The sequence below is a fragment of the Pedobacter psychroterrae genome (assembly GCF_004331695.1).
GTDB lineage: Bacteria > Bacteroidota > Bacteroidia > Sphingobacteriales > Sphingobacteriaceae > Pedobacter > Pedobacter psychroterrae.
Map to the genome: position 1 here is coordinate 1,146,165 of NZ_SJSL01000002.1, position 26,368 is coordinate 1,172,532.

Consider the following 26,368-nt stretch of genomic DNA (forward strand, 5'->3'; position numbering starts at 1 on the left):
TTTGCAAACTGATCATAAAAAAGGGGATCAGCTATTGGTCGTTGCAATTCTGCCTGGTTATATTCACTCCATTTAGCATAACATCAAATTCCGTCCTTCTATTAAGTTGTTGATTGGCCTCTGAACATGGAGTGCCATCATAGCAACGGTTTACCAATCGCGTTTTTCCATAATATTCTATTTTTATTCTGGAAGAAGCTATTCCTTTTGCTGTAAGATATGCTTTTGCCGCCTCGCCTCTTCTAATGGAGAGATTTCTGTTATATGCTTCCGAAGCTCTGCTATCACAATGACTGGATGTGATAATAGAAATTTGCGTGTGTTTCTCCATTAAAGCAGCTAACTCTTCCAGAGCGGGACGCGCGTCATTTCTGATTTCCGATCTGTCAAGGTCATAATAGATATTTTGTACTGCAAATACCTTTTTTAATGAATCACAATTGTTAAGCACATACTGTTGTGCATTCTCAGTTTTGCTTAATAAAAGATCCAGATTAATTAGAGTGTCACGTGCAATGCCTATAGAACTTACAAAACCAATTTCATTTACATACCCTAGTTTTTGTGCAGTTAGTTCGTAATCCACTTCTCTTGGGAGTTCCCTTCTGTATTCTCCCTTAGCATTGGTGCGGATAGTATCTGCTCCATCCAGATGGCGCATAAGCAGGCGGCTTCCGGCTAAAGGTAAGTTGGTTCTGGCATCTCTGATAGTTCCCTGCAAAATAATTGTATGGCTTGCCTTTTTATAGGCGTAAATGTCATCATTGACCCTTCTGTTGGAACTGAAGAAACCATTTTTTCCATCTTCACTAATGATAAAAGAAAAGTCGTCTTTACTGGAATTTATCGGACTACCCAGATTAACCGGGCTTCCCTGAGGCTTCATTTCCTTCAATGCCATTTCAAAGACATCAAGTCCACCCAGGCCTGGGTGACCAGTTGACGCAAAGTATAAAATATCTTTATAGATATATGGGAATAGTTCGTTGCCCTCAGTATTTATTTTCTTGCCCATATTTACGGGTCTTGTCCATGGCCCCATACCTGAGCGAACGCAGTAATACAGATCAGACCCACCATATCCCCCAGGCATATCTGAAGCGAATACTAGAATATTTCCTTCTTTGTTTAATGTAGGATGTCCTGTTGAATAGTCATTGCTGTTAAAAGGAAATTCAGTGATACGTCCCAAGGTATTTCCTGATACTATGTACATTTTCAATTTAATGATTCCGTCTTTACTTTTCTGCGTTTTTCCTTTATAATAGTTATTTCTTGTGAAGATAATTGAACCGTCTGGGAATACTGCCGCCGGTCCATCATGATATTTTGAATTTAGCGTTCCTTTTAGAAGATTTAAGTTGAGCCCATTTTCAAGTAAGACGCCAAGTGTATCCCTTTCTAAAGAAGTATTAAATTGGCCTATTGTTTTTGTGTCATTACTAGTAGGAGCGGTGTCGTCGTCATTAAATCTGTATAATTTATTGTTCTCATTTTGGGCAACGGTCATTAAACTATCAGGGTCAACCGCTTTTACACTTTTAAGTGCAGGTAATACATACAAATTTGAAAAGGGAGTATTGTCCCATTGAAAGATCCTCTTTGAAATCTTTTGGGTTTGTCTGTTGCTTGAAAATATGAGCCCGTCTTTATAATATGTGGGTGCATAATCAGAACCTTGCGAATTCAAGTTTGTAAAAGAAATTATCCAATTGCCCAGATTTTTATTTAACTGCGTAGCGTCGTTTTTAGAAAAAGCTTCAGCGCGTTTATCGGTAGGGATAAGACTTAAATATTTTCTGTACCAACCTTCAGAACGTTCGTATTGTTGATTATTTGCCAGCACCTCGGCATAGTTAAGAATCCATTCTGATTTTAATGGAGTCTGTCTCATCAGCTTTTCGTACCAGTAAAGTGATTCCTGGTAATTTTTGACCATCTTATAGCTTTGGGCCATCATTTCCTGGGCATTAACGTTGCCTGTATCTTTGGATAGTACACGGCTCAGTTCTTTGATAGCAGAAATATAGCGTAATGATTTGTATTCAGTAGTTGCCTTTTCCAATGCAATCTTATCATTAGACTGGGAGAAAGATGGAGCTATTCCAATCATTAAAAAGGGAACTGCAAGGAGCGCATTATAGATTCTTAATTTCATAATATTCTAAAAGTACCTTGGGGATAAAATTTTACTGCTTCCAAAACCAAACTCATATCTCAGCATTATTTCATGACTTCCGGAATTAAATGTTCTTAAACTGGTGGTGCTGTAATCATAGCTGTACCCAATTCTGAATTGAGGTGATGCTTGTATCTCTATTAATGCCGCTACATCTGCGCTTGTACGATATTGTGCGCCTATTCCTATCACATCCTTAATCCATAACGTAGCGTTTATGTCTCCTTCGATCGGGGCACCTTTAACACCTTTAATAAGAAAAGAAGGTTTAAGCTTAAACTCATCAGTCAAAGGAAATACATAGCCTGAGGAAAAGAAAAAATGAGGAGTTTGCCTGCTGTTAACATCAACGTTAGCTGATTCGGCGTTGGTTAATCTATTTTTCATTAGATTCTGTACCGACAGTCCGATAAAGAATTTGTCAGAATTGTAATATACGCCCGTTCCAAAATTAAACAGAATTTTATTTACGTTGGTTGCAAATGCGGGGTCGTAATTATTACCAGAATTCAAATCGACACTTGTATAATCGGCCCGGTATTGACTCACGCTTCCCTGAATTCCAAAAGCAAGCGTGCCTTCATCCATTCTAATCCTGTAGGCTACACTTAAAACGCCTCCGTTTGTTTGCGTTACCCCTAATTTGTCTGTTAAAAATTGAATTCCGACACCAAATCTTTTATTTAAAATTGGGGCATCAAAAGTCACTGTACCAGTCTTGGGGGCACCTTCAATACCAGTCCATTGGTTTCTAAACAGGGCAGTAGCAGACCCTACATTTCTGCTGCCGGCATATGCCGGATTAATTGCCAATGTATTAAACATATATTGAGTGTACATTGCATCTTGCTGAGCCGTTGCATTATATCCTATGAAACTTATACAGGAGATGATTATAATTTTTATAGTTCGTTTCATTTTATCTGTTGATTGTAATATATCCCACACGTTTATTTTCACCGGCTATTTGTATTATATAATAATAAGTACCCACTGGCAGATCTTCCCCAATTCGTATACCCTCATTACTTCTTCCGCTCCATGTATTTTGGTAGTCTTTCGAACGGAAGACACGATTTCCCCATCGGTTGAAGATCTCCAGATTGATCTTTTTACCCTGTGAATTTTCAATTACAAAGAAATCGTTAATGCCGTCGTTGTTTGGAGAGAAACCGCCAGGTATTTTTAGCAATTCCTTAGTCAGGGTAACAGGTGTAAGTACTGAAGGGGTTACATTTCCAGGTACATCCGGATCAGGGTTAAAGCCATTTGTAGACTGATCGGTAGTTATACTGCCGTTATTTGCAGACGCCCCCTCAGCTACGGCAAAGTTATTAAAGGTAGCTTTATCTTTATCAAGCACTATCTTCAATTGCATTTCTACAAACTCTTTACTCTTAGATTCTAAAGTGCTGGTAGGCAGCAGCAAATTCATATTAGTAACACCATTATACTGAGTGTTTACTTTAAGATTTCCTGTTGTAGATATGTTCAGTATTTCGAAACGTGCACCGGGAAAAGCCAAGGTCAAATTGTCTGTCAGACTTAAATTCTGTATAGCATAATCTCCATAATTAACCAATGTGAATTGATAAGTCAGGTTGAAGCTACCATCAATATTTTTAACATTGGAAAGCAGTGCCTTAGCAAGTCCAATTTTGGCGGGTGTTGTGACAGTAATGTTGACACTACCAGGTGACGACTCATTTCCATTTGCATCTTTAATGATGTAAGTGAAATCATCAGGGCCGCTATAGCCAGGATTTGGGGTGTAGATAGGTTGTCCTGTTATCGGGTCAAATGTTATGGTGCCGTTAGTTGGCGGCTTAACAATAATCACCGATCCACCGGGAGGCACGGTGATGGCAATAGTAATAGGCTGACCTGAATTTACAGGAACTGTAATATTTGGCGCAACAAGAATTACCGCCTGAGTAGGAGTAGATGGGCTCACGTCACCAGCTGTAATCGGGTCAGGCACTAGTCCCGCTGTAGAAACATCAGATGTGGTAGATCCGTCACCAACAGATCTACCAATTACGGTAGCAGTATTTAAGAAGGTTCCACTTTGCTGATTAACTGTAAGGGTTACTTCCAGTTCTACTGTCTCGCTTGTATTGGCTCCCAGGATACTGGATGAAAGCAACATTTCGGTAGAGGTAGCTCCGTTAAATCCGGGGTTTACCCTGAGAGTACCTGTGCTAGTAAGTTTTGTAATGGTAAAGATTCTGGCAGGAAAAGCTGCCGACAGGTTATCGGTCAAGCTAAGTTGGTTAATTGCAGCATCACCATAATTTTTCAAAGTGAAAATATAGGTCAATCTAAAACTGTTATTTTCTCCTTTTATACTTGATACCAGTGCTTTGGCCAATCCAATCTTTGCGGGTTTCACTACTGTTAAAGTTACTTTGCCGGGATTAGTTTCATTTCCATCTCCATCTTTTATGATGTAGGTAAAATCATCAGGCCCCGTATAACCCGGATTAGGGGTATAGATAGGTTTGCCAGTCAAAGGATCAATAGTAATTGTTCCATGTTTTGGTGGAGTGGTGATAATCACAGTTCCTCCAGGAGGAATTGTGATATCAATAGCTATAGGCTTATCCGTAGGTACTGTAACGGTGATATCAGGTACCTGTGTAGCGGGTGTCACCGTTACGACTACGATAATTGGATCAGATTCAACATTGTCTGCCGTTTTTAACCTGTAAGTAAATGAATCAGTTCCTGTATAGCCTGTAGCAGGTGTGTATACTGCATTCCCTCCGGCGTCGATCGTGAAAGTGCCATGTTCAGCATTGGTATTAATAGTTGGTGTTGTACCAACCTTACTCAGATCATTGTTTTTAATATTGATCGTTACAGGTTTATTAATTGGAGTTGAAGCATTATCGTTAGTTCCAACCGGTTTGACATTTACTGTTACAGATATTGGATCAGACTCTAAACCATTGTTGTCCCTTAGTACATAGGTGAATGTGTCTTTGCCTGCAAATCCTGGAGTTGGTGTATATATTGCCTCTCCAGTAGGATTAATAGTTACAGTTCCATGTGCTGGCGTTGTCTGGACTGCAGCAGTAGTACCTGTTTTACTGGCGTCATTGTCTTTGATTGGCATAGTAACAGGTACATTAGTAGGTGTAGTGGCAATATCTGGTGATCCTGAGGGTCTCACAGGTAGTGGCACTGCAGTTACCGTAACATTTATAGGGTCTGAATTTAGGCCATCTGCTGTTCTAAGCACATACGTAAAGACATCGTTGCCTACGTATCCGGAGTTAGGAGTATAGACTATGTTTGAACCGTTTACAGATACCGTACCATTAGCAGGGGTAGAATTGATCACAACGGTCGTGTTCACTTTACTCAGGTCATTGTTTTTTACATCTATAGTAAGTGGAGTATTTACGCTGAATATACCATTATCCGGGCTGCCTGAAGGTCTTACATTTACGGTAACCGTAATTGGGGCTGATTCCAGACCTCCACTATTATTTCGTAGCTTATAAGTAAAAGTATCTTTTCCTGAAAATCCATTTGCTGGGGTATACACAGGATCTCCACTACCATTTACCACTACAGTACCATTCGTTGGGTTGTCCTGGATTACAACAGTAGTACCTATTTTACTCACATCATTGTCCTTTACAGGGATAGTAACTGGAGTATTAGTAGTCGTGTTTGCTATATCAGCTGCACCAGTCGGCTGAGGAGTGACCGGCGTTACAGTTATGGTGATTGGATCTGAATCCAGGCCATCCGTGGTTCTTAAAATATATGTAAATGTATTTATGCCGTTAAATCCGGTATTTGGGGTATATGTAATGACTCCTGTAGCATTTACAACTACACTTCCGTTAGCAGGATTGCTATTGATAACCACAGTTGTATTAGCTTTACTAAGATCATTGTCTTTTACCGCAATTGCTTTAGGCGTATTTAAGTTATAGCCTTCATTGTCTGGACTTCCCACAGGTTTAACACTTATTACCACGTTAATCGGGTCGGATTCTAGTCCGTCTGCAGTTCTTAACACATAAGTTAAGTTGTCTTTTCCGGAAAAAGTGGATGAAGGAGTATATAATACTTCGTTAGCGGCATTTACAGAGATTGTACCATTTGCGGGTGAATTGGTAATAATAACGGTAGTTCCTGTTTTACTCAGGTCATTGTCTTTCACTGCAATGTTGATAGCCGTAGCAGCCGGGGTTGTAGCGTTATTATTCGTTCCTGTTGGCTTAACATTTACAGTAACAGTGATGGGATCAGATTCTAGGCCTCCACCATTTCGTAAGTTATAAGTAAATGTGTCTTTTCCTGAGAAGCCAGCTGCAGGCGTGTATACGGGAACCCCACTTCCATTTAAAGTGACAGTACCATTTGCAGGATTGCTACCTATTACGACAGTCGTTCCGGTTTGACTTGCATCATTGTCTTTTACCGGGATAGTGACAGGTGTATTGGTAGTTGTATTGGCCAGATCTACAGTTCCGGTAGGTTTGGTAGAAATAGGAGTAAGTGAGACAGTTATAGGATCGGAATCTAATCCATCAGTAGTTCTTAACAGATAGGTAAACGAATCGGTTCCATTAAAGCCTGTGGTGGGTGTATAGGTGACCACTCCGGATGGATTTACACTTACCGAACCATTGGCCGGGTTGGTATTAATGACTACAGTTGTAGAACCTTTGCTCAGGTCGTTGTCTTTAACAGCGATATTTACCGGTGTGTTTACGTTGTAACCTTCCATATCCGGACTTCCTACAGGTTTCACCAACACATTAACTGTGACTGCATCGGAACTTAGACCATCAAGGGTACTTAAGATATATGTAAATACATCCTTTCCAGAAAAACCAACCGCTGGAGTATATATTGCATTTCCTGCACTATTGAGTGATAACGTACCATTAGATGGAGTAGTGGATATATCAACAACAGTTCCCGCTTTACTTAAGTCATTGTCTTTTACCTGAAATGCTTTCGCTGCATTTGTAATAGTATTTACATAATCTATGGCACCTACTGGCTTAATAGTTATATTAACATTAATAGGGTCAGATTCCACGCCGTCCGCTGTGCGCAAGAGATAAGTGAAATTTTCTCTTCCAGAAAAACCGCTGTTAGGCAGATATACTACCATTCCATCCGGACTTGGAGTAGCTGTTCCGTTTGTTGGATTGGTGATTAAGATCACGGAAGTTCCAGCTTTACTTATGTCGTTATCTTTCAGCGGAATCACGACTGATGTATTTGGCAGCAGATTAATGGCATCAGGAGTTCCAATAGGTTTTACTGTAATATTTACGGTTATTAGGTCCGAATTCACGCCATCCGGAGTTTGAAGAAAATAATTAAAAGTATCTTTTCCTGAAAATCCCGGGGCGGGTATATATACAACATTCCCCGACCCATTAACGGAAGCAGTGCCATTTGACGGAGGAATATTTATGTTGACCGTTGTGCCCGTTTTGCCTAAATCATTGTCCTTAACAGGAATTATTATCGATGTATTTGTAATTGTATTTCCTGCATCTACCTGTCCTGTGGGTTTAACAATGACACTTACGGTAACCGGATCAGATTCATCACCAACTGAATTAGTTAATTTATAAGAAAAAGAATTCTTCCCGCTAAATCCTGTAACAGGTGTGTAGGTTATTGTCCCATCAGAATTAATTACTATACTGCCATTGGCAGGATCAGAAATTTTAAGGATATCAGCTCCATTTTTTTTGGGGTCGTTATCCAGAACACGAACTACAACAGGCGTATTCACAAGCGTTGTCGCAATGTCGTCGACTCCCACCAAGGCTTTATTGACAGATACGGTTACGGTAGCTGCATTAGATTCTGCACCATTTGTATCTTTGACAGTATATTTAAATACATCAGTCCCGGAGTAACCAGTGTTAGGGAAATAGGTTACTATCCCGGTAGTATAGTTTATCGACAATGTTCCATTTGGTGGTTGGGTTTGTATAATAATACTGGCTTTATTAATCGTGGGATTACCATCTTCATCAATATCATTATTAAGCACACCAATCGGAACTGAGGTGTTTAGTGATGTATTTGCCGCATCATTATAAGCGATTGGATTGCGGTTAACGGTAATCTGAACATCATCAGACTCCACACAACCAGCAGGTGAAGTAACCGTCCATCTAAATACGTAGGCTCCTCCAGTCAAGTTGTTGGCGGTGGTATTATATACCGTAGAAGATGTAAAAATAGCATTGTTAGGGCCAGAGATTTGAGTCCAAACCCCTGTATTCGGATTTGGATTGTTTCCCTGTAATACATAGCTTCCAGTTGAGGTGGTTATGTTAAGTAACTGATTAGTCCCCGCGTTTGTCGCTACTGGAGGGGCAGAATAATTTAATGTAATTGCAGCAGCAGTAGATGTTGCACCTCCAGAGTCCTTTACCGTATAGGAAATGGATGCCGTACCAGTGAATCCCGAAACCGGGACGAATTGTAAAATACCTGAAGAACCAACAGTGAAAGTACCTTTCCCGTTCAGAGCCAGTGTATTTTGAATGCCAGTTAAGGAAGGATTTAAGTCAACCGTAGTTTTGTCAATAGTTCGGTTAATTATCGTTCTGTCATTAGCCGTCACATCAATCAGCGCAGTTGTGCCTGAACAAAGATTAGCGATATCATTTATTGCTACAGGGTCCGAACTGTAAAGATCGATTGCCACATTTCTGATTTCATGAAAGTTTGTATTAGCCCCTGTAGATGATGCAAAGCCGTAACGCAGGTTTTCAGGTGCAATATCAGGATAATAATAGTTGTCAATGATCGTTGTGTAAACTATAGATGGGCCACCTTTAGCGATTTTAACATTAATGTTGTATCCCCCAGACGGATTTGGTATCAACTCTATGTAAACCCTTCTGTAAGAAGGGGAAGTAGGGTCAATAACCCTGGTTGTTCCATCGCCAACCAGAGAAACTCCTTTGATATCTGTTTGCTGAGATACTAGAAACCTATAATTATTAGGAGTCAGATCCGTTCCATTACCCTTACCTCTTAGCGTTATAGAGCCAGGGACCTGAGCAGTCCCACCTTGCCTTCCTTCATTTGGATTCGAAAAATTTCCAAATTCATCCAGCCCAATTGCTAAGTATCCTTTGCTAACGCCAGGGGATGTGGGTTGAGTTGTAGTGATCTGTGCATAGCCTAATGACCCGCCAAATCCTCCAATGGTGAAAGGGCTTGCCGTTGCATCAAAAAGGAAAAAACTTATCCCATCTGCTCCCGTTCCTCCGTAAATACAATATTCAAATTCTACTTTCAGACCATTGCTAGATGGAAAATCTGATGTGCTGTAAGCATAACCCTTTTGATTTAATGCTGCGTTTGTTAATCGTAAATATCCAGAACCACTAGCGTCAATCGGAGTACCTCCATTTGCTGAACTCCCGGAAGCAGTTAAAAATGCAGAAGGTGCCCCTCCAAAAAGGATTCCGCTAGCAGTTGAGCTCCTGAAACTTTCCGTATAAGGAAACTGAGCATAAGATGACGAAGTAATACCAAAGTAAAGAACAATAAATATAGAGAATCGTAAAATTTTAATCATAGTTTTTGGCTATATTGAATTGCAACCACCCTCTGAATATCCAAAAATAAGACCATTATAAGTAACACACCACCTAGAAGCATATTAAAATTAAATAAGATGCGATTGAAGTCGATTAAAATGCCATTTTTCGATAAAGCAATTGTAAGCTGATGGTTTAAAGATAGTGATTATCTTGCACACTGTGGAAAATAGTCCCAATAGCCGAAAGCTATTCTACGGTTAGCTCAGACTTTTACCCAGACCCCTCTTTGCGCATCATACTTCTTAATAATTTTTCCAGGATTTCCTGCCATAACACAAAATGCAGGAACAGATTTTGTAACTATACACCCCGCAGCGATAACTGAGTGCCTGCCAATGTTTACTCCTGCTGTAATGACGGCATTTGCAGCGATCCAGCAATCATCTTCGATAGTTATTACTGATGTACTGATTTTTTGATTGGCAATTGGAGAATTAATATCTTGATAACCATGATTAAGCCCGCTTATAACTACGTTTTGAGCGATTATAATATTGTTTCCTAGTTTAACGGGGCCTATAATGACGTTGCTCATTCCAATCAAAGTTCGATTTCCGATAATTACATCTCCCACTCCATTATTTATTGTGCTAAAATCCTCAATAATAGAGTATTCACCTAATTCGAATTTATTGAAAGGCATCACATCCATACGCGTCCTGCGTCTGACCTTGCTTCCTTTATTTCTTTTGTGAAAAAAGGGGTTAACAAACCATTTGATCCAAAGTCTTGGTCTGGCTTCATTCGTTGGAATAATCATCCAGTGCACTATGTTTTTCAATTTCGGATTGTCTTTTATTCTTTGTAGAAATGACTTCATTGTTTGAATCTATTATATGGTACAATATTAGTTTATTTTCAAGAAGAAATCTATATTTGAATTTTACCACCTCTATGTATGAAATGTCATAAATGTTGCTTGTTGTCGTTTTTTCTGATAATATCAGTTAGTCTTTATTCATATAATCTTAAGGCTCAAGAAAGTATATTGCAAGATATATCTTATTTATATGTAGAGAAACTAATTGCAACGGCTAAAGAAAATTATCCCAGATTGAAATCATTAGACAGCGAGATTGAAATAGCAAAAAAAGATTTAAATATAGCTAAAACATCCTGGCTTGATCCCTTTTCATTTCAGTATGTTAGTCGTTCAAACGATGCGAATGCAAATGCAGTGAATTTAACAACAGCTGATATTTTAACAGGATACCAATTTGGGATAAGTGTAAATCCGGGTTCTTTGTTATCAAAGCCAGGAAATGTAAAAAAAGCAAAAGAACAAATTAATATAGCTCGTTATAATAAAGAAGAGTATAACCTTACCCTTGAAGCTGAGGTTAAGAAGAGATATTTTGTTTATCTTCAATATAAGAATTCCCTGACTTCATTAAATAATATATATCTGGATGCTCAAAATAACTTTAATGTTGTTAAACTTGCATATCAGAAGGCTGAGACAACTCTCGAACAGTACAACGCAGCATCTACTACCTTTAGTCAGGCATATCAAACTAAACTACAGGGAGAAGCCAATTATGTATCAGCAAAAGCTTCATTGGAAGAACTTACTGTCAAGAAATTAGAAGAAATCAAGTAGATGGAGGAATTTAAAAAATTTTTAACGCTTATTAACAAGTATAAACTTTTGTTGGTAATAGTTCCGTTAATTACCGTAATCATTACTTTCTTCCTCGTTAGGAATCTCCCAAGTACATACGTTTCTCAGGCTCAGCTATCGACCGGCATCGCAGACGAAAAGCAAAATAATATCATAAATCAAATACTTCCTAATGATCAGGTTAATCAGGGCTTTAGTAATTTGATCGAAATGTTTAAAATGAAAAAGGTGTTAGATCAGATATCCTATCTGCTAATAATCCATGACCTTACTTCTAAAGAACCTTTTAAGACACCAAGCCCTTTACTTAATACATTAAATGCGGATGCCAGAAAACATGCCATCGAGGTGTATACTTCAAAATACAACAATAGTGAAAGCCTTAACTTAAATGATGAGGATCAGAATGGACTTAACAGAGTCCTTGAATCTATGGACTACCATAGCCAGGGCATATCGGGTAAAGTCCAGGTTTTTCGTTCAGGAAACAGTGATTTTTTGATTGTGCAGTGCGAAACTGAAAATCCAAAGCTATCCGAATTTATAGCCAATACGCTCTCTCAGGAATTCATTAAATACTATTCTCTGGTAGTGAGTCAAAATCAATTAAAAGCCAACACCTTTTTAAGCCAACTTCTGGTTAAGAAAACAGATACACTTTCAAAAAGAATGACGGATTTAAGAAGCTATAAGATTAAGAATAGGGTATTAAATCTTGATGAACAATCCAAACAACTTTACACAAATATTCTGGATTTTGATAATAAGAAGCAGGCGGCCATACAAAACACTTCCTCTTATGCGGGCGCATTGAATGAAATTGATAGAAAATTCAATCCTGAAGAACGTAAATATATTGAGGCAGCGATTTCAAAAATCAATCAGGATATAGTTGCCACCAAGAATGAAATTAGTGGAGTTTATGAGGCCTATCTTCAATCAGATTTTGAACCAAGATATAAATCATCGCTTGACTCTCTTCAGAGAATCCTGAATCAGGAAATTCATAAGTCATCAGATCAATACCTTTTAAATCCGTTAACCACAAAGCAACAGTTGGTTTCAGAAAAAATAAGACTGGAAATAGAACTAGACCTTTCCAGATATTCTATCAATGCCCTTGAACGTGAATTAGATAAGTTAAATGCGCAATTTGATATGCTAGTTCCAAAAGAGGCTGAAGTGCAGGCATTGGAAATGAATATAGATATAGCTACCAAGGAATATACAGAAATCTTAAGTAAGTATAACGAAAGTAGTTTGGAGTCAGCGTTTTCAAACAAACTAAATTTAATTCAACCAGCTGTTCCCGGGCAGACAAAGCCTTCCAAAAAGATGCTGCTGGTCATCTTAAGCGGACTCTTCAGTGTATTTTTTTGTCTGTTACTGTTATTCGCCTTATACTTCCTGGACAATTCCATAAAAGCTCCAATTGAATTGGCAAATAGAACAGGACTTCCTGTTTTAGGTGTATTAAATGATGTGCAGCTATCATCACTTAGCTTGAGGGAGATTTGGGACTCCAAATCAATTTCTCCGGAATTGATGATGTTTAAAAATCAACTCCGCTCTTTGCGAAATGAAATTGAGAATGATCTTTCAGGGCGTGTGCTTACAGTTAGCAGCCTTAAGGGCCATGAGGGTAAAAGTTTCATTATCATGAATCTAGCTGCATCTTTGGTTATTACATCAAAAAGAGTATTAATTATTGATGGAAACTTTATCAACTCGAACCTGAGTAAAGAATATACTTCAGAAATTTTTCTGGAAGATTTTTTTACAAATCAGGTTAAATTGCCGAATGTTGAAGACAGCGCAGTCATTTCGATATTGAAGAACCGCGGTGGAGACAATTCTTTATTGGAAATAGCGACTGAACAACAGATCAAAGAGCGATTTGATTTGTTAAAAAATGTTTTTGATATTATTCTTATTGACACCGCGGCGACTGAAGCAAGCAATCAATTTAAAGAATGGGTGTCACATTCCGATGGTATATTAGGTGTGTTTAAATGCGGAAGAGCATACAATAGAGAGAATTCAGCTTATATTAAGTACTTTAGAAGTACTGGCTTATTTAAAGGTTGGGTAATGAACAAATACTAATATGTCAAACATGGTTGATATCTTTTGGTTGCTATTGCAAATTACTGCAGGTTATAACCTGATATTGCCACTTTTGCTATTTCTTCTATGGAAAATATTCAGTAAGACTGACAAAGGCGTTGCTAATCAGTATGATATACATGAAATTGACTACGCTATTGTCGTTACAGCATATCAAGAAACACACACCTTGGCAGCTGTGGTGGATTCAATATTAAATAGTAATTATTCAAAATATTTAGTTTACATCGTCGCCGATAACTGTGATATTTCAGAATTGAAATTTAATGATCCTAGGGTATTTGTATTGAAGCCTCCATCTACCCTGGCCAGTAATACCCGATCTCATCAGTACGCAATCAATAACTTTAGACGTGAGCATGAATATATCACTATTATTGATAGTGATAATTTGCTTCATCCGGAATATATAAACCAATTGAATAAAGTTATCAATAATGGATTTATTGCGGTTCAAGGACAGCGAAAAGCTAAAAACCTGGATACAGTATTATCCAGATTAGATGCGATAAGAGATATTTACTATCATTTTTATGACGGAAGAATCTTGTTTGATCTTGGATCTTCAGCTACCCTTTCCGGATCTGGTATGGCTTTCCGGACTGATCTATATAAAGAATTTTTAGCTGAATACAACGTCAGTGGTGCCGGATTTGATAAGGTACTCCAATATTTCCTATTAAGAAAGGATTTGAGAATTGCTGTTTCGGAAGATGCTATCGTATATGATGAAAAAACTTCAAAAGCTGACCAATTAATTAAACAAAGATCCAGATGGATCAATACCTGGTTTAAGTATTTCAAGTATGGATTTTCCTTGGTTGGCTTGGGAATAAAAAACTTCAGTATTAACCAATTACTGTTCGGAATAACTTTATTAAGACCCCCATTGTTTATTTTTATTATTTTGTCCGGCTTGTTTATGATCATAAATATATGGGTAAGCATCACCTATTTTTTCATGTTTTTTGTTGCTTTTACTTTATTTATTTTAAGCTTTCTAATTGCATTATATAATTCAAAGGCGGACAAGATTTTTTACCATTCATTGTTGAATATTCCCCGCTTTATGGTGCTTCAGCTAGTGTCATTAGTTCAAAGTAGAAATGCAAATCAGAGGTCTGTTGCCACGAAACACTATCATAGCGAGATCATTGATAAACCTAATGGGAAAGAAAAGAGATGAGAGTAGACCCTTCCAAAATAAGAAAAGATAAGAGTACGAAGGAATTGATTGAGGACCTGACTAAATATTTGGCCTTGCTTTTAGCTTTTGTGTCAGTTTATTATTTTTTTATCAAGTTATTGTTTTTATAATGAGCGCCGTTAACCAAACTATAGTTTAATCTAATTTGTATGTGGAAGGATTTTAGTTTGTTTAATCATGTTTCCCAGTCCTCAGTATTTGCCGTACTTCTCCTGTTTTCTCTCTTAAATGCATTTCTTCTGGTCAATTATGGCTTGGTCATGAGTGTAGCATTGATCATTCTCCTTGTGGCTTTTCCCATTATGTATTTTGTTGTGGTTTATCCTAAAGTCGGGATTATGACTCTCCTCATTGTTTCTTATATTTTGATGCTGATTATCAGGATCGGGGTTAATTTTCCTTTAGGAACATTGATAGATGGCCTGCAATTTCTATTGATCCTGGGTTTTTTTATTGCGCAAAAAAGAAATCCAGACTGGGCCATTTATAAAAATCCGATCACATTTATTATTATACTTTGGGTTGTTTACAATCTGCTGCAAGCCCTAAATCCTGTTGCAGAATCTACATTGGCCTGGCTTTATACGATAAGATCTACGGCGATAGTCATGTTGATGTACTTCGTTTTTATGTACCATATTAAATCCATTAAATTTATAAGATTAATTTTAAATGTATGGATAGGGCTGGCTTTTTTTGCCGCTGCTTATGCATTTAAGCAAGAGTATTTCGGGTTTTTTAAATTTGAGGAAGATTATCTGGCCTCCGACCCTTTGATTATGTCCCTTTTGTTTATAGGAGGACAGTGGCGTAAATTTTCAATATTCTCAGATCCGGTTGCATTTTCCTTTAATATGGTTATCGGTGCTGTTTTTTCCATAGTAATGCTTACCTCAGATATTTCGGTACAAAAAAAGATTTTGTACGGATTCTTGGCCATGTTTTTCGCCTTAACTATGGTTTATTCAGGTACCAGAGCAGCATATGTGCTGATACCTGCTGCACTTCTGCTTTTTATAGTGCTGAAGTTAAATAAAACACTCTTATTTGTTTCTGCTATCGGCTTGTTTTTCTTTTTGATATTGATAAATATTCCAACTTCAAACTATAATTTATATAGGTTTCAGACGGCATTTAAACCATCCGATGACGCATCATTTAATGTACGGAAAGTGAATCAGAAAAAAATCCAGCCCTATATACAATCACACCCTTTTGGAGGAGGCCTTGGTGCTACAGGAACATGGGGGGAAAGATTTTCCCCAAATTCTTATCTGGCTAAATTCCCGCCGGATAGTGGCTATGTAAGGGTTGCAGTGGAGTTAGGTTATGTCGGATTATTTTTGTTTTGTACCTTAATGTTTATCATATTGGCTACGGGTATCAGCAACTACTATCTGATTAAAGATCCTGAACTAAAAAACTATTGTTTAGCAATGACGCTCATTGTATTTGCACTCCACATTGGTAATTATCCTCAGGAAGCATTAGTTCAGCTTCCAACAAATGTGTATTTTTACTTATTTGTCGCCCTGATAAACATTACACTTAGATTGGATAGAAAGATTCAGTCAGATAAATTATTGATCAATGATAATTAGAGGAAAGAATATCGTTATTGTTGGGCTGCAGCCATGGGACACAGAAATTGGCAGTAATTGTAAAAACATTGCTTTGGAATTTTCTAAGCATAATAAGGTACTGTATGTTAATTCTCCAATGGATAGAATTACCAGTCTTCTTAGAAAAGACGATCATGCCGTTAAAAAAAGACTGGATATTTTAAAGACCAAGACAAAAAACATAGAACTGGTTCATCCCAATCTATGGATATTTTATCCTGATGTGATTATTGAATCAATAAATTGGATCAAGATTAATTTTGTCTTTGATATATTAAACAAATTAAATAACAAGAAGCTTGCTGGTGCTATCTTACGTGCAGTTGAAAAACTGGGTTTTGAAGAATTTATTTTATTCAATGACAATGATATCTTTAGAAGTTTTTATCTCAAAGAATATCTAAAGCCTTCACTGAGCATCTATTACTCCAGAGATTACCTGCTGGCGGTTGAATACTGGAGGTATCATGGTTCCAGATTAGAGCCTGTTTTGATGTCAAAAAGCGACATTTGTGTGGCTAATTCTGCCTATCTTGCTGCAATCTGTAAAAAATACAATACCAATTCATATGATATTGGACAGGGATGTGAGGTAGATATGTTCCTGGATGCCGACAAGCAGCCAATGCCTACGGATATGACAGGTATTTCTCAGCCAATAATAGGGTATGTTGGCGCGCTTCAATCTCTCAGATTAGACATAGAGATACTAATGCATTTGGCAGTTGAAAGACCCGAGTGGAAGATTGTGCTGGTAGGGCCTGAAGATGAGGATTTTAAAAATAGCGATTTACATAGACTTGAAAATGTACATTTTATAGGATCGAAAAACCCGAGCGAGTTACCTTCATTTATCAATTCATTTACAATATGCGTAAATCCTCAGCTCTTAAACGAAGTGACTATCGGTAATTATCCAAGGAAAGTTGATGAGTATCTAGCGGTAGGAAAGCCTGTTGTGGCAACTAAAACCGAAAGTATGGATCTTTTCTCGGGATATGTTTATCTTGCCGATACAAAAGAACAATATGTTGATTTTATCGACCTCGCGTTAAATGAGGATAATTCTGAATTGACCAGATCCAGGAGGGAATTTGCTTCCGGACACACCTGGGAAGCAAGTGTTCAGAAAATCTATGATGCAGTTAGTAAATTATGGGGTATTGCTTGTAGTTAATAAATATGAATAGAACAAGATCAGCCTTTATAGGAGCTATATCCTCACAAGTTTTTACCATAGTTGCCATCTTAATAAATTTGGTTACAACCCCATTTATACTCCACCATCTTAACTCGTCGATTTACGGGTTGTCTATCATCATTTTTCAGATAACTACTTATCTTGGAATGTTTGACTTCGGACTCACCGCAGGAGTAGAACGATTTTTGGCGGGTACACGAGGTGATAGTGAAGAGGAGAAAGGCAAAATTCAACAGATTATTTCCACATCATTTGTAGTTTATGCCCTCATGGGGTTGTTAGTTGTAGTAGTTGGAAGCATATTTGCACCATTTGTAGGCGATTTCTTTAAGGTACCTGTTAATTTCAGCGACGATGTTCAAACAATTGTTGTAGTATTATCTATCCTGGTCGGACTTCAATTTTTACTTCGGGCAGTTTCTGGAATTTTCTTTGCGCACCAGCGCCAGTTTTTATCCAATACACTCTCTTTCATACTCAATATAAGTAATATCATTTTCACTGTTTTTTTTGTTTACCTGGGCTATGAGCTATGGAGTTTTGTTTATGCTCAAATACTTGTTTTCTTATTTAATACGATGCTGACATTGTTCTTTTTTAGGAAACATTATGGATATATCAAGTTTAAAATAGCTGATTTCCAGATGTCTCTTCTGAAAGATATGTTCTCATACGGGTTCTATCTGTTCATTATAGGGATTGCGGTCCAGATTGTATTTCAGACAGACAGAGTGATTATTGGTTCAATTGTTTCTTTATCTGCGGTATCCATTTACGCTTTGACATCAAAACTACCGGAAATGGCTTCACAATTGATATGGAAGATAACGGACAATTCTTTTCCCGGTATGGTGGAATTGTCAAAGCAGACAGAAACCAGTCCGTTTCTTATCGTACACAATAAATTGATGAAGCTTACAATTTCCCTTTCTACCTCAGCTTTTTGGATAATATGTGCCATAACAGCACCCTTTATAACCCTTTGGGTGGGGAAGGATTATTTTGCTGGTCAGAATTTTATTTTCATGATATCTTATTTGTATTTAATTCAACTTACCTTCATACATGTAAGTTCAATGTGCCTGAATGGCGCGGGAATCGCTCGTCAGCTATCATTGATGTCCATACTCGAAGCTGTTATTAATCTCGGTCTATCTATTTATTTGGCGAAGACCATGGGTTTAATCGGGGTTCTTATAGGTACTATATCTGCAGGATTATTAACCTCGTTCTGGTATGTTCCTTATCTAACCAGTAAGTTTATGAAGATTTCAGTAAAATCATATATTTTCTCCTTATTGAAACCAATTTTATTCTGCTCTGTTTTTGACGGAGTAGTCTATGTATTATTCAGAGGTTTTTTTACTAAAATTAATAACTGGATAGAGTTTGTATTATATTCAGGTATTTTTTCCTTGTTAATTTTAATTCCTTTAGTTTGGTACAATAAAGATATGTTAAATGACATAAGACAAAAACTCATTAGAAAATCTGCCGCTTAATTTTAATAAACAAATGGAATCTAAAACAAACCTACCTTTGATCTCAATTATAATGCCTGCTTATAATTCTGAAAAGCTGATTGAAGATTCTATCAATTCTGTAATTAGTCAGACTTATCCCAACTGGGAGCTTATTGTCATTAATGACGGCTCGTCTGACAGTACCGCTGATATTGTCACTGGAATTGCAGCGACAGATAGCCGTGTTAAATTATTCAATCAGAAAAATCAGGGTATAGGCGCCAGTAGAAATAACGGTTATGGGTATTCTTCGGGCAGTTGGATTGGATTCTTAGATCATGATGATCTATGGCATCCACTCAAGTTGGAAAAGCAAATGTCTGCTGTTTCAAAGGACCCCGGAATAGATGTAGTATTTTCCAACGGTTGGTTTTTTTACAATAATGATTTAAGCAATGTGACGGACTACCGGACATTAATTGGGACATTTAAACCCGAAGACCTCTACCTCAGGCAATTGGAAGAAAATTATATCGCTACACTGGCTGTCATTGTCAAACGGGACATTATCGATAGGATAGGTCCCTGGGAGGAAGGAAAGCTCATTCAGGGATGTGATGATTATGATTATTGGTTTAGAATGGCGATTCAAAAGGCAGTTTTTCATAGCGTAGAGGACCAACTTTTTTACTACCGCAAGCATGATAGCAATTATTCTAATAATGCGGTTAAAATGCTTACCGCCGAAGGCTATGTGTTATTAAAAAACTATGATACTTCAATCTTAAATTCCAAAGGTAAAGTTGTAAAGTTTGAGAAGAAGATCCATTCTGTTTTACTGGATCTTATTAGAAATGGTGAAGTTGAACAGACAAAGAACATTCTTGTCCAGTTGATGGTACTTATCCCATCGCGCTATATTAATGCCGCATTGAAAATTTTTAAGGTATTAGGACTTAAATCCTACTGGATAGTAAGGATTTTATTTAAGTCAGAAAGGAACTTTAAAGTATGAGGTGGATTGATAATTTAAAAGAATATATAAGAACAGTCAGAACACGATTGTATATATCAAAGAATTTTCCTGCAAGTAAGGCAATTACAGTGTCACATGATTTTTCCATGGGTAAGAATAATCTTTTTAAGATCTCATCCCATTCTGAAATCCAAATTCATTCATCGGTCTCAATTAGAAATTTCTGTAGTATAATAGTAGAAGATTCTGCTAAGCTGGTAATTGAAAGAAGAGTATTTATGAATAACTACTGTTCACTAAACTGTCTGGAAAGCATCAGGATAGGTGAAAACACCATCATAGGGGAGGGTGTAAAAATATACGACCACAACCACAAATATGTTACTAATCCAGATTTTAAAGTTCATCCAGATCTGTTCTCAACCGCTCCTGTTACAATTGGTAAAAATTGTTGGATAGGAAGTAATGTAACCATATTGAAAGGTGTGGAAATAGGTGACAATGTTATAATAGGAGCCAACTGTCTTATATATAAATCTATTCGAGGCAATAGTATTGTAAAGTCAAAAGCAGAGTTAATCATAGATTCCATCTCTTAAGCACATATTAATGAATAAACACATAAATATAGTTTTTACAATTGATGAAAATTTTGTACGGCATTTTTCAGTCGCCTTAGTTTCTGTTCTGGAAAATAACAGAAACCTTGACCTCCATATCTATGTAATCCATGACATTGTCAATCCTGAAAAATTACATTCAACAGTTGATTTTTTCAAGGAAAAGTACAAGTTTTCTATTGAGTTTTTAACACTCGATAATTCCCTGCTCGCAGATTATAAAGTATCTCTTCATCTATCAAAGGCAGTTTATTTCAGATTGTTTCTCGCAGAAATTCTCCCGGTAGATATTGACAAGATTTTATTCCTTGATGCAGACCTGGTTGTAACTGGCTCGCTCACAGAATTGGCTGATTACTGCTTTGCAGATGAGGCTTTACTCGCACAAGATGATATAGAGTTGGATATAAATATCAAACGTCTGAATGACATGGGTTTCCCAGTTAAGAAATATTTTAATGCAGGAGTCATGCTCATTAATCTTAAATTCTGGAGGTCAGGGGACTATTCAAAGAAACTGCTTGAAATAGCAAATATGTACATGGACAAATTGAGTTGGTGGGATCAAGATATTCTAAATATCTGTTTTTATGATAATTGGAAGTATTTTGATAAAACATATAACGCGCTTCACTTACGAAGGAAGCTGATAAAACTCCCCATTATCATTCATTATGCCGGGCCCTCAAAACCATGGCAATATATGAACGGCAATCCGTACAAATCTTATTATTGGAAATACCACAAACTAACACCATTCAAAAATATTCCAATTGAAGGGCGTACACTAAAAAACATCTGGTGGAAGAACTATGTTGGTTTTAAAATCTTATTAATTAACACATTTACAGATAAAAACTATTAGCGTGGCTGAATGCAAGTAGCTCATATCATATTAGCACACAAAAGTCCTGAACAGCTCCGGCAACTGGTGAAAAGTCTTTACCATAAGGATTCATACATCTATATTCATATCGACCTAAAATCGGATATCAGTGATTTTGATACAATCAAAGGCTGCAGCAATGTTTATTTTGTTAAAAAAAGAGTGTCTGTCCACTGGGGAGGGTTCAGCCAGGTCCGGGCGGTACTTAACAGCATGTCGGAAGTGATTGAGGCAGATAAACCATTTCTATATGTAAACCTGTTAAGCGGGCAGGATTACCCAGTCAAAAAGCTCAAAGACTTTTATAAATATCTGTCAGATCATCCCAGATCTGCATTTATGGAATATATTGATGACACCAATAGCATCTGGCTTAAGGAGGCCCACAATAGACTTAGCCAGTATCATTTCACGGATTTAATGTTTCCTGGCAAATACAAAATACAGAAAATAGTAAATGCAATTTTACCAAAACGAAACGAACATTCTAATTTTCAAATCGTTGGCAGGTCTCAATGGTTTACGATTGACATAGATAGTGTAAGGTATATTTTAAATTTTGTCAAAAGAGAAAAAGACATAGTTGCCAAGTTTAAATTCAGCTGGGGTGCTGATGAATTGTTTTTTCAAAGCATTCTCTACAACTCTCCACTTAAAAGCAGATTAATAAATAATAATTTAAGGTATATTGATTGGTCTGAAGGAAGCGCAAGCCCTAAAACATTAACATTATCAGATTTAAAAAAAATCAAACTATCCGACTGTTTTTTTGCAAGAAAGTTCGACGATAAACCGGAAGTATTAAACTATATTGATCAAAATATCTTATGTTAAATATGAGACCAGTAAATATTCCGTATCATATCGCAAGGTACATCACTAACCGTACTTCCCATGAGGAGATGTGCGTGGAAGCAATGATTGGGTATAAATCGCTGAGTAAAGGCATGCTTCCGGAGGTCTCTATTGTCATTCCCGCATATAATGAGGAAAGTAATATTGTGCCCACTTTAACTTCACTTTGCCAAAACAGGACAGGCAGAAGCGTAGAAATAATCGTGGTTGACAACAATTCCAAAGACCGGACCCATGAATTGGCAAAATCATGTGGTGTGACCTGTATTTTTCAACCTCTTCAAGGCATTACATTCGCAAGAAATATGGGATTGTCTCACGCAACGGGCAAATACATACTAAACGCTGATGCGGATACAATATATCCGGAAGATTGGATAGAGCTAATGGTACAGCCACTCGAGGATGCTGGCATAGCACTTACTTATGGTCGGTTTGCCTTGATACCGATCGGTGCGACCGGACGTTTGACATATTTTTTTTACGAGTACTTTGCGGAATTTTCCAGGTGGATCAATAAGAAATTCAAAGAGGAATCTGTCAATGTTTATGGTTTTAATTCTGGATTTCGCAGAGAGCAGGGATTGCTGGTTGACAGTTTTGATCATCCTCCCGGTACAAATGAAGATGGGTGGCTCGCATTAAAGTTAAAGACAAAAGGTTTTGGGAAACTCCACCTGGTGACTGATGTAAAAGCTTTGGTCTGGACAACTGACAGAAGGATCCAGTTGGACGGGGGATTATGGAAAGGATCGGCTAAAAGAATAAAACGGATGTTGAGCTAATATGTTGTAAATTTGTTCCCGATCTGAAGAAGTATAGTAATAATAAAATCCGATGGCATCAACAGATAACATTACCATTGTAACAGCAACAGACAATCATTATATGGTCTTGCTTGCTGCATTAATAAAGTCAATTGAGATCAATCACACTACTGAGCAGTATATTGATTTTTATATTGTTGGAGATAAGTTATCCAAAAGGAATATCAATAGACTAAACGCTTCCGTCAGTTCAGATAAAATTATTGTTCACTGGCTGGAAATGGATAAAATCATTCCGGAAGGAATGAACCTCCCAAAGGATAAAAGCTCGTATCCTTCAAATATTTACATGAGATTGTTTATTCCGTATTTCTTACCTGCTGGAATCGATAAGATAATTTATCTTGATGTTGATATGATTGCATTAAGAGATGTAAGTGAACTATGGACAATCGATATCGGCACTAACATAGTAGGAGCGGTTCAGGACCTGATAAAAACTGTGGGTGACCCTCAAGGGGGGATTGGAAACTACCATGAGCTTGGAATGGATAAAAATGCCAAATATTTTAACACGGGCCTTTTGATAATAGACAGAAAAAAATGGCTTGATTATGGTGTCACTGAGAAGGTTTTGCATTGCGTTGAACTCAACACAAATTTTGCGAGCCTGCCAGATCAGTATGGGCTTAATGTGGTATTATATAAAAAGTGGCACGAATTAAACCCTCTATGGAATACGTATTCCAGTTTGCCGGTAAAAAGTCCGTATATCATCCATTTTTTCCACAGAAAGCCTATTTACAAAACCTATGATAAAAATCAGGAATACAAAGAGATCTTTTATCAATTTTTAGGTCAGACACCCTGGAAAGATTATAAACCTGTTAACGAGTGGAAGAGGTATGTCAAAAAGCTAATGAATGTTATCCAAAAGAAACTTAGCTTTTCCAGGTAATCCATCCCTATTAGTTTAACAACGCTAAATATTTCCTTTTTTCAATTCCTTAACCGCAAAGTCGCATGCTCTGGCGGTCAAAGCCATGTAAGTTAGTGAGGGGTTTTGAGAGGCAGAGGAGGTCATGCAACTTCCGTCTGTAATGAAAACATTATTAACAGCATGCAGTTGATTATTCCCGTTAAGAACAGAATTTTTTGGGTCTCTTCCCATTCGGCATGTCCCCATTTCATGAACCGTTGCCCCACCTGGTTTTCTATAGTTGAAACTATTGACACCCTTAAATCCTGCTGCAAGAAGCATTTCCTGTGATGTGTCCATGGCATCATCCATCATTTTATGTTCGTTGTCTTTAAAAGAAAAATCAATCACTATCTGAGGAAGGCCCCATTTGTCCTTTTTTGTAGCATGCAGGCTAACTGTATTGTCTTTATATGGAAGACATTCGCCCCAAGCCGCCATCCATACAGTCCAGGGCCCCGGTGTTGTAATATGTTTTTTAAAGCTTTCTCCAAAACCATTAGCTTCCATGCTATTTTGCCATTCCTGCCTTTCCCCATCTCCATGGATGTTATAGCCTCTCAGGAAGTTTAAACCAGAATTAGGCATTAGGTTTCTAAAGCGAGGTATTATAAATCCGCATGGCCTTCTTCCTTTATAGTAACGATCCTGAAACTGCTCATGGGTTCCATATGCACCTGCGGAAGAGTGATGGTCCATCAGATTATGACCTAATTCACCACTGTCATTACCCAGTCCGTTTGGAAATCGGGTAGAGGTAGAATTTAATAATAATCCGGTGGTTGCGATAGTTGAGGCATTGACAAAAATAATCCGAGCATAGTATTCAAAGCTTTCTCCAGTCAGCGTATCCACAATCCTCACACCAATTGCTTTTTGTGATTTTGAATCATACAAAATCTCCGACACGATAGCATACGGACGCAAAGTTAAGTTCCCAGTCTCAAATGCAGCAGGGATAGTGCTGCTATTGCTGCTGAAATATGCACCATAAGGGCAACCCCTCGAACATAAATTCCGATTTTTGCATGGCTGCCTGCCGTCCAGATTTTTCGTCAGATTAGCAACTCTTGCAATAGTTAATAATCTGTTCTGATCACTTTTTCTAATAGAGTCTGCCAGGTGATTTTCTATGCAATTCAGTTCCATAGGAGGTAGGAAATGTCCATCCGGCAGGTGTGCCAATCCCTCTGCCCGGCCGCTTACTCCAATGAATTTCTCAACATAATCGTACCATGGTGCAATTTCTTTGTACCTCAGGGGCCAGTCTACAGCAATCCCCTCTTTTAAATTCGCCTCAAAATCCAGATCACTTAAGCGGTAGCATTGCCTGCCCCAAGTCAATGATCTCCCACCTATCTGATAACCTCTTACCCAGCTAAATGGCTTCTCCTGAACATAAGGATGGTCAACATCGCTCGCGAAAAAATGTTTATTACTTTCATCAGCATATTGTGAGCGTAATGGGTTAGCCTGAATTTCCTTGTCAGTTTTATTCAGACGAAACTTAAAATCCCAGGGGTTAAGGTTTGCAGTACCATAATCAGTTATATGCTCAACATTTCTTCCCCGCTCAAGTAAAAGGGTTTTTAAACCCTTTTTACACAACTCCATTGCGGCCCATCCGCCACTGATGCCGGAGCCGATCACTATGGCATCAAATGTTGCAGCTACCGTGTTGCCCATGATTTTTGATTTTGTTGCAAAATAACGCATCCATCATACCTTACAGGAAGGTAATCATAAGCAAGGCCAATCGTTGCACCTAATTTTGAAGTACAGTAGCCCTCAACGGCCAGTTCTTTAAATTTAACGATGAATGGTTTCCCGAGGATTTTATTATTGATCTTGTTAATAATATTATATCTGAATTTTGCATCCTTTTCAAAATAAGTGAGGATTTGGATCTGTTCCTGATGGGAGCATTTCAAGAAAGAATGATGGTAGTTGTTTAGGCAATGCAATTCGAATCGTTCCAATCCATTGATGAAGCTGTTTTGCGTTTTTATGTCAGTACAAAACTCAATCATTCCTAATATAAAATCTTCTACTTTTACATCTTTTGCCCCGGGAGTCTCGGTTCTGGGAATCATTATTTCGGCAATTTCAGCAATAAGTGATTTCTTTTTATGCAACAGCGAAAGATTCGGATTGGAAATAATATTTATCCATTTGTAAATGAATAAGTACGATACCAATGCTGATATCAGCATAAATATGGCCTTTAATGCGCTTCTTCTACCGATCATCCG

At 37.6% G+C, this 26,368-nt stretch carries 18 protein-coding genes; 12 read left to right on the plus strand and 6 right to left on the minus strand.

The window, feature by feature from the left end; translation table 11 throughout:
* Positions 1-31 precede the first annotated feature (31 nt).
* From EZ437_RS13285 to EZ437_RS13300, 4 genes are all read right to left on the minus strand, one after another.
* On the minus strand, positions 32-2,158 hold the full coding sequence (locus EZ437_RS13285; protein ID WP_131596485.1) for an OmpA family protein: 2,127 nt from the start codon (positions 2,156-2,158) through the stop codon (positions 32-34).
* Between the two features lie 6 nt (positions 2,159-2,164).
* On the minus strand, positions 2,165-3,097 hold the full coding sequence (locus EZ437_RS13290) for a PorP/SprF family type IX secretion system membrane protein (RefSeq protein WP_131596486.1): 933 nt from the start codon (positions 3,095-3,097) through the stop codon (positions 2,165-2,167).
* Between the two features lies 1 nt (position 3,098).
* Positions 3,099-9,767, minus strand: coding sequence for an Ig-like domain-containing protein (locus EZ437_RS13295; protein WP_131596487.1), 6,669 nt, complete (start codon positions 9,765-9,767; stop codon positions 3,099-3,101).
* Between the two features lie 227 nt (positions 9,768-9,994).
* Entirely contained in the window at positions 9,995-10,612 is a 618-nt protein-coding gene (locus EZ437_RS13300) for an acyltransferase (RefSeq protein ID WP_131596488.1), read from the minus strand.
* A gap of 78 nt (positions 10,613-10,690) precedes the next feature.
* On the opposite strand from EZ437_RS13300, the gene EZ437_RS13305 reads away from it, so the two are divergent.
* From EZ437_RS13305 to EZ437_RS13360, 12 genes are all read left to right on the plus strand, one after another.
* Positions 10,691-11,392 (plus strand): TolC family protein, encoded by a 702-nt coding sequence (locus EZ437_RS13305; RefSeq protein WP_131596489.1) that lies wholly within the window; start codon positions 10,691-10,693, stop codon positions 11,390-11,392.
* A 48-nt stretch (positions 11,393-11,440) separates the two neighbouring features.
* The gene (locus EZ437_RS13310) at positions 11,441-13,519 is read left to right on the plus strand and encodes a GumC domain-containing protein (RefSeq protein WP_131596490.1); all 2,079 of its coding nucleotides are present in this window, start codon (positions 11,441-11,443) and stop codon (positions 13,517-13,519) included.
* A gap of 64 nt (positions 13,520-13,583) precedes the next feature.
* Positions 13,584-14,726, plus strand: a complete 1,143-nt coding sequence (locus EZ437_RS13315; protein ID WP_225869580.1) for a glycosyltransferase — start codon at positions 13,584-13,586, stop codon at positions 14,724-14,726.
* 170 nt (positions 14,727-14,896) lie between these two features.
* On the plus strand, positions 14,897-16,348 hold the full coding sequence (locus EZ437_RS13320; protein WP_131596492.1) for an O-antigen ligase family protein: 1,452 nt from the start codon (positions 14,897-14,899) through the stop codon (positions 16,346-16,348).
* Entirely contained in the window at positions 16,338-17,546 is a 1,209-nt protein-coding gene (locus EZ437_RS13325) for a glycosyltransferase (RefSeq protein WP_131596493.1), read from the plus strand. Before EZ437_RS13320 ends, EZ437_RS13325 begins: the two co-directional genes overlap by 11 nt.
* A gap of 5 nt (positions 17,547-17,551) precedes the next feature.
* Complete coding sequence (locus EZ437_RS13330) at positions 17,552-19,072, plus strand: lipopolysaccharide biosynthesis protein (protein ID WP_131596494.1); 1,521 nt, start codon at positions 17,552-17,554, stop codon at positions 19,070-19,072.
* Between the two features lie 13 nt (positions 19,073-19,085).
* A complete protein-coding gene (locus tag EZ437_RS13335; protein ID WP_131596495.1) occupies positions 19,086-20,048 on the plus strand; it encodes a glycosyltransferase family 2 protein in 963 nt (320 codons plus the stop codon).
* Positions 20,045-20,608, plus strand: a complete 564-nt coding sequence (locus EZ437_RS13340) for an acyltransferase (protein WP_205942700.1) — start codon at positions 20,045-20,047, stop codon at positions 20,606-20,608. The genes EZ437_RS13335 and EZ437_RS13340 overlap by 4 nt, the downstream gene beginning before the upstream one ends.
* Before the next feature lie 10 nt (positions 20,609-20,618).
* Positions 20,619-21,494, plus strand: a complete 876-nt coding sequence (locus EZ437_RS13345) for a glycosyltransferase family 8 protein (protein ID WP_131596496.1) — start codon at positions 20,619-20,621, stop codon at positions 21,492-21,494.
* A 9-nt stretch (positions 21,495-21,503) separates the two neighbouring features.
* Complete coding sequence (locus tag EZ437_RS13350) at positions 21,504-22,349, plus strand: beta-1,6-N-acetylglucosaminyltransferase (protein WP_131596497.1); 846 nt, start codon at positions 21,504-21,506, stop codon at positions 22,347-22,349.
* Between the two features lie 2 nt (positions 22,350-22,351).
* Positions 22,352-23,155, plus strand: coding sequence for a glycosyltransferase family 2 protein (locus EZ437_RS13355; RefSeq protein WP_165500410.1), 804 nt, complete (start codon positions 22,352-22,354; stop codon positions 23,153-23,155).
* Positions 23,156-23,207: 52 nt separating this feature from the next.
* Complete coding sequence (locus EZ437_RS13360; protein WP_131596499.1) at positions 23,208-24,095, plus strand: glycosyltransferase family 8 protein; 888 nt, start codon at positions 23,208-23,210, stop codon at positions 24,093-24,095.
* A 24-nt stretch (positions 24,096-24,119) separates the two neighbouring features.
* Here the strand turns inward: EZ437_RS13360 and EZ437_RS13365 are convergent, their stop codons facing one another.
* Positions 24,120-25,802 (minus strand): GMC oxidoreductase, encoded by a 1,683-nt coding sequence (locus tag EZ437_RS13365; RefSeq protein ID WP_131596500.1) that lies wholly within the window; start codon positions 25,800-25,802, stop codon positions 24,120-24,122.
* A complete protein-coding gene (locus EZ437_RS13370) occupies positions 25,787-26,365 on the minus strand; it encodes a gluconate 2-dehydrogenase subunit 3 family protein (protein ID WP_131596501.1) in 579 nt (192 codons plus the stop codon). Before EZ437_RS13370 ends, EZ437_RS13365 begins: the two co-directional genes overlap by 16 nt.
* Between the last annotated feature and the right edge of the window lie 3 nt (positions 26,366-26,368).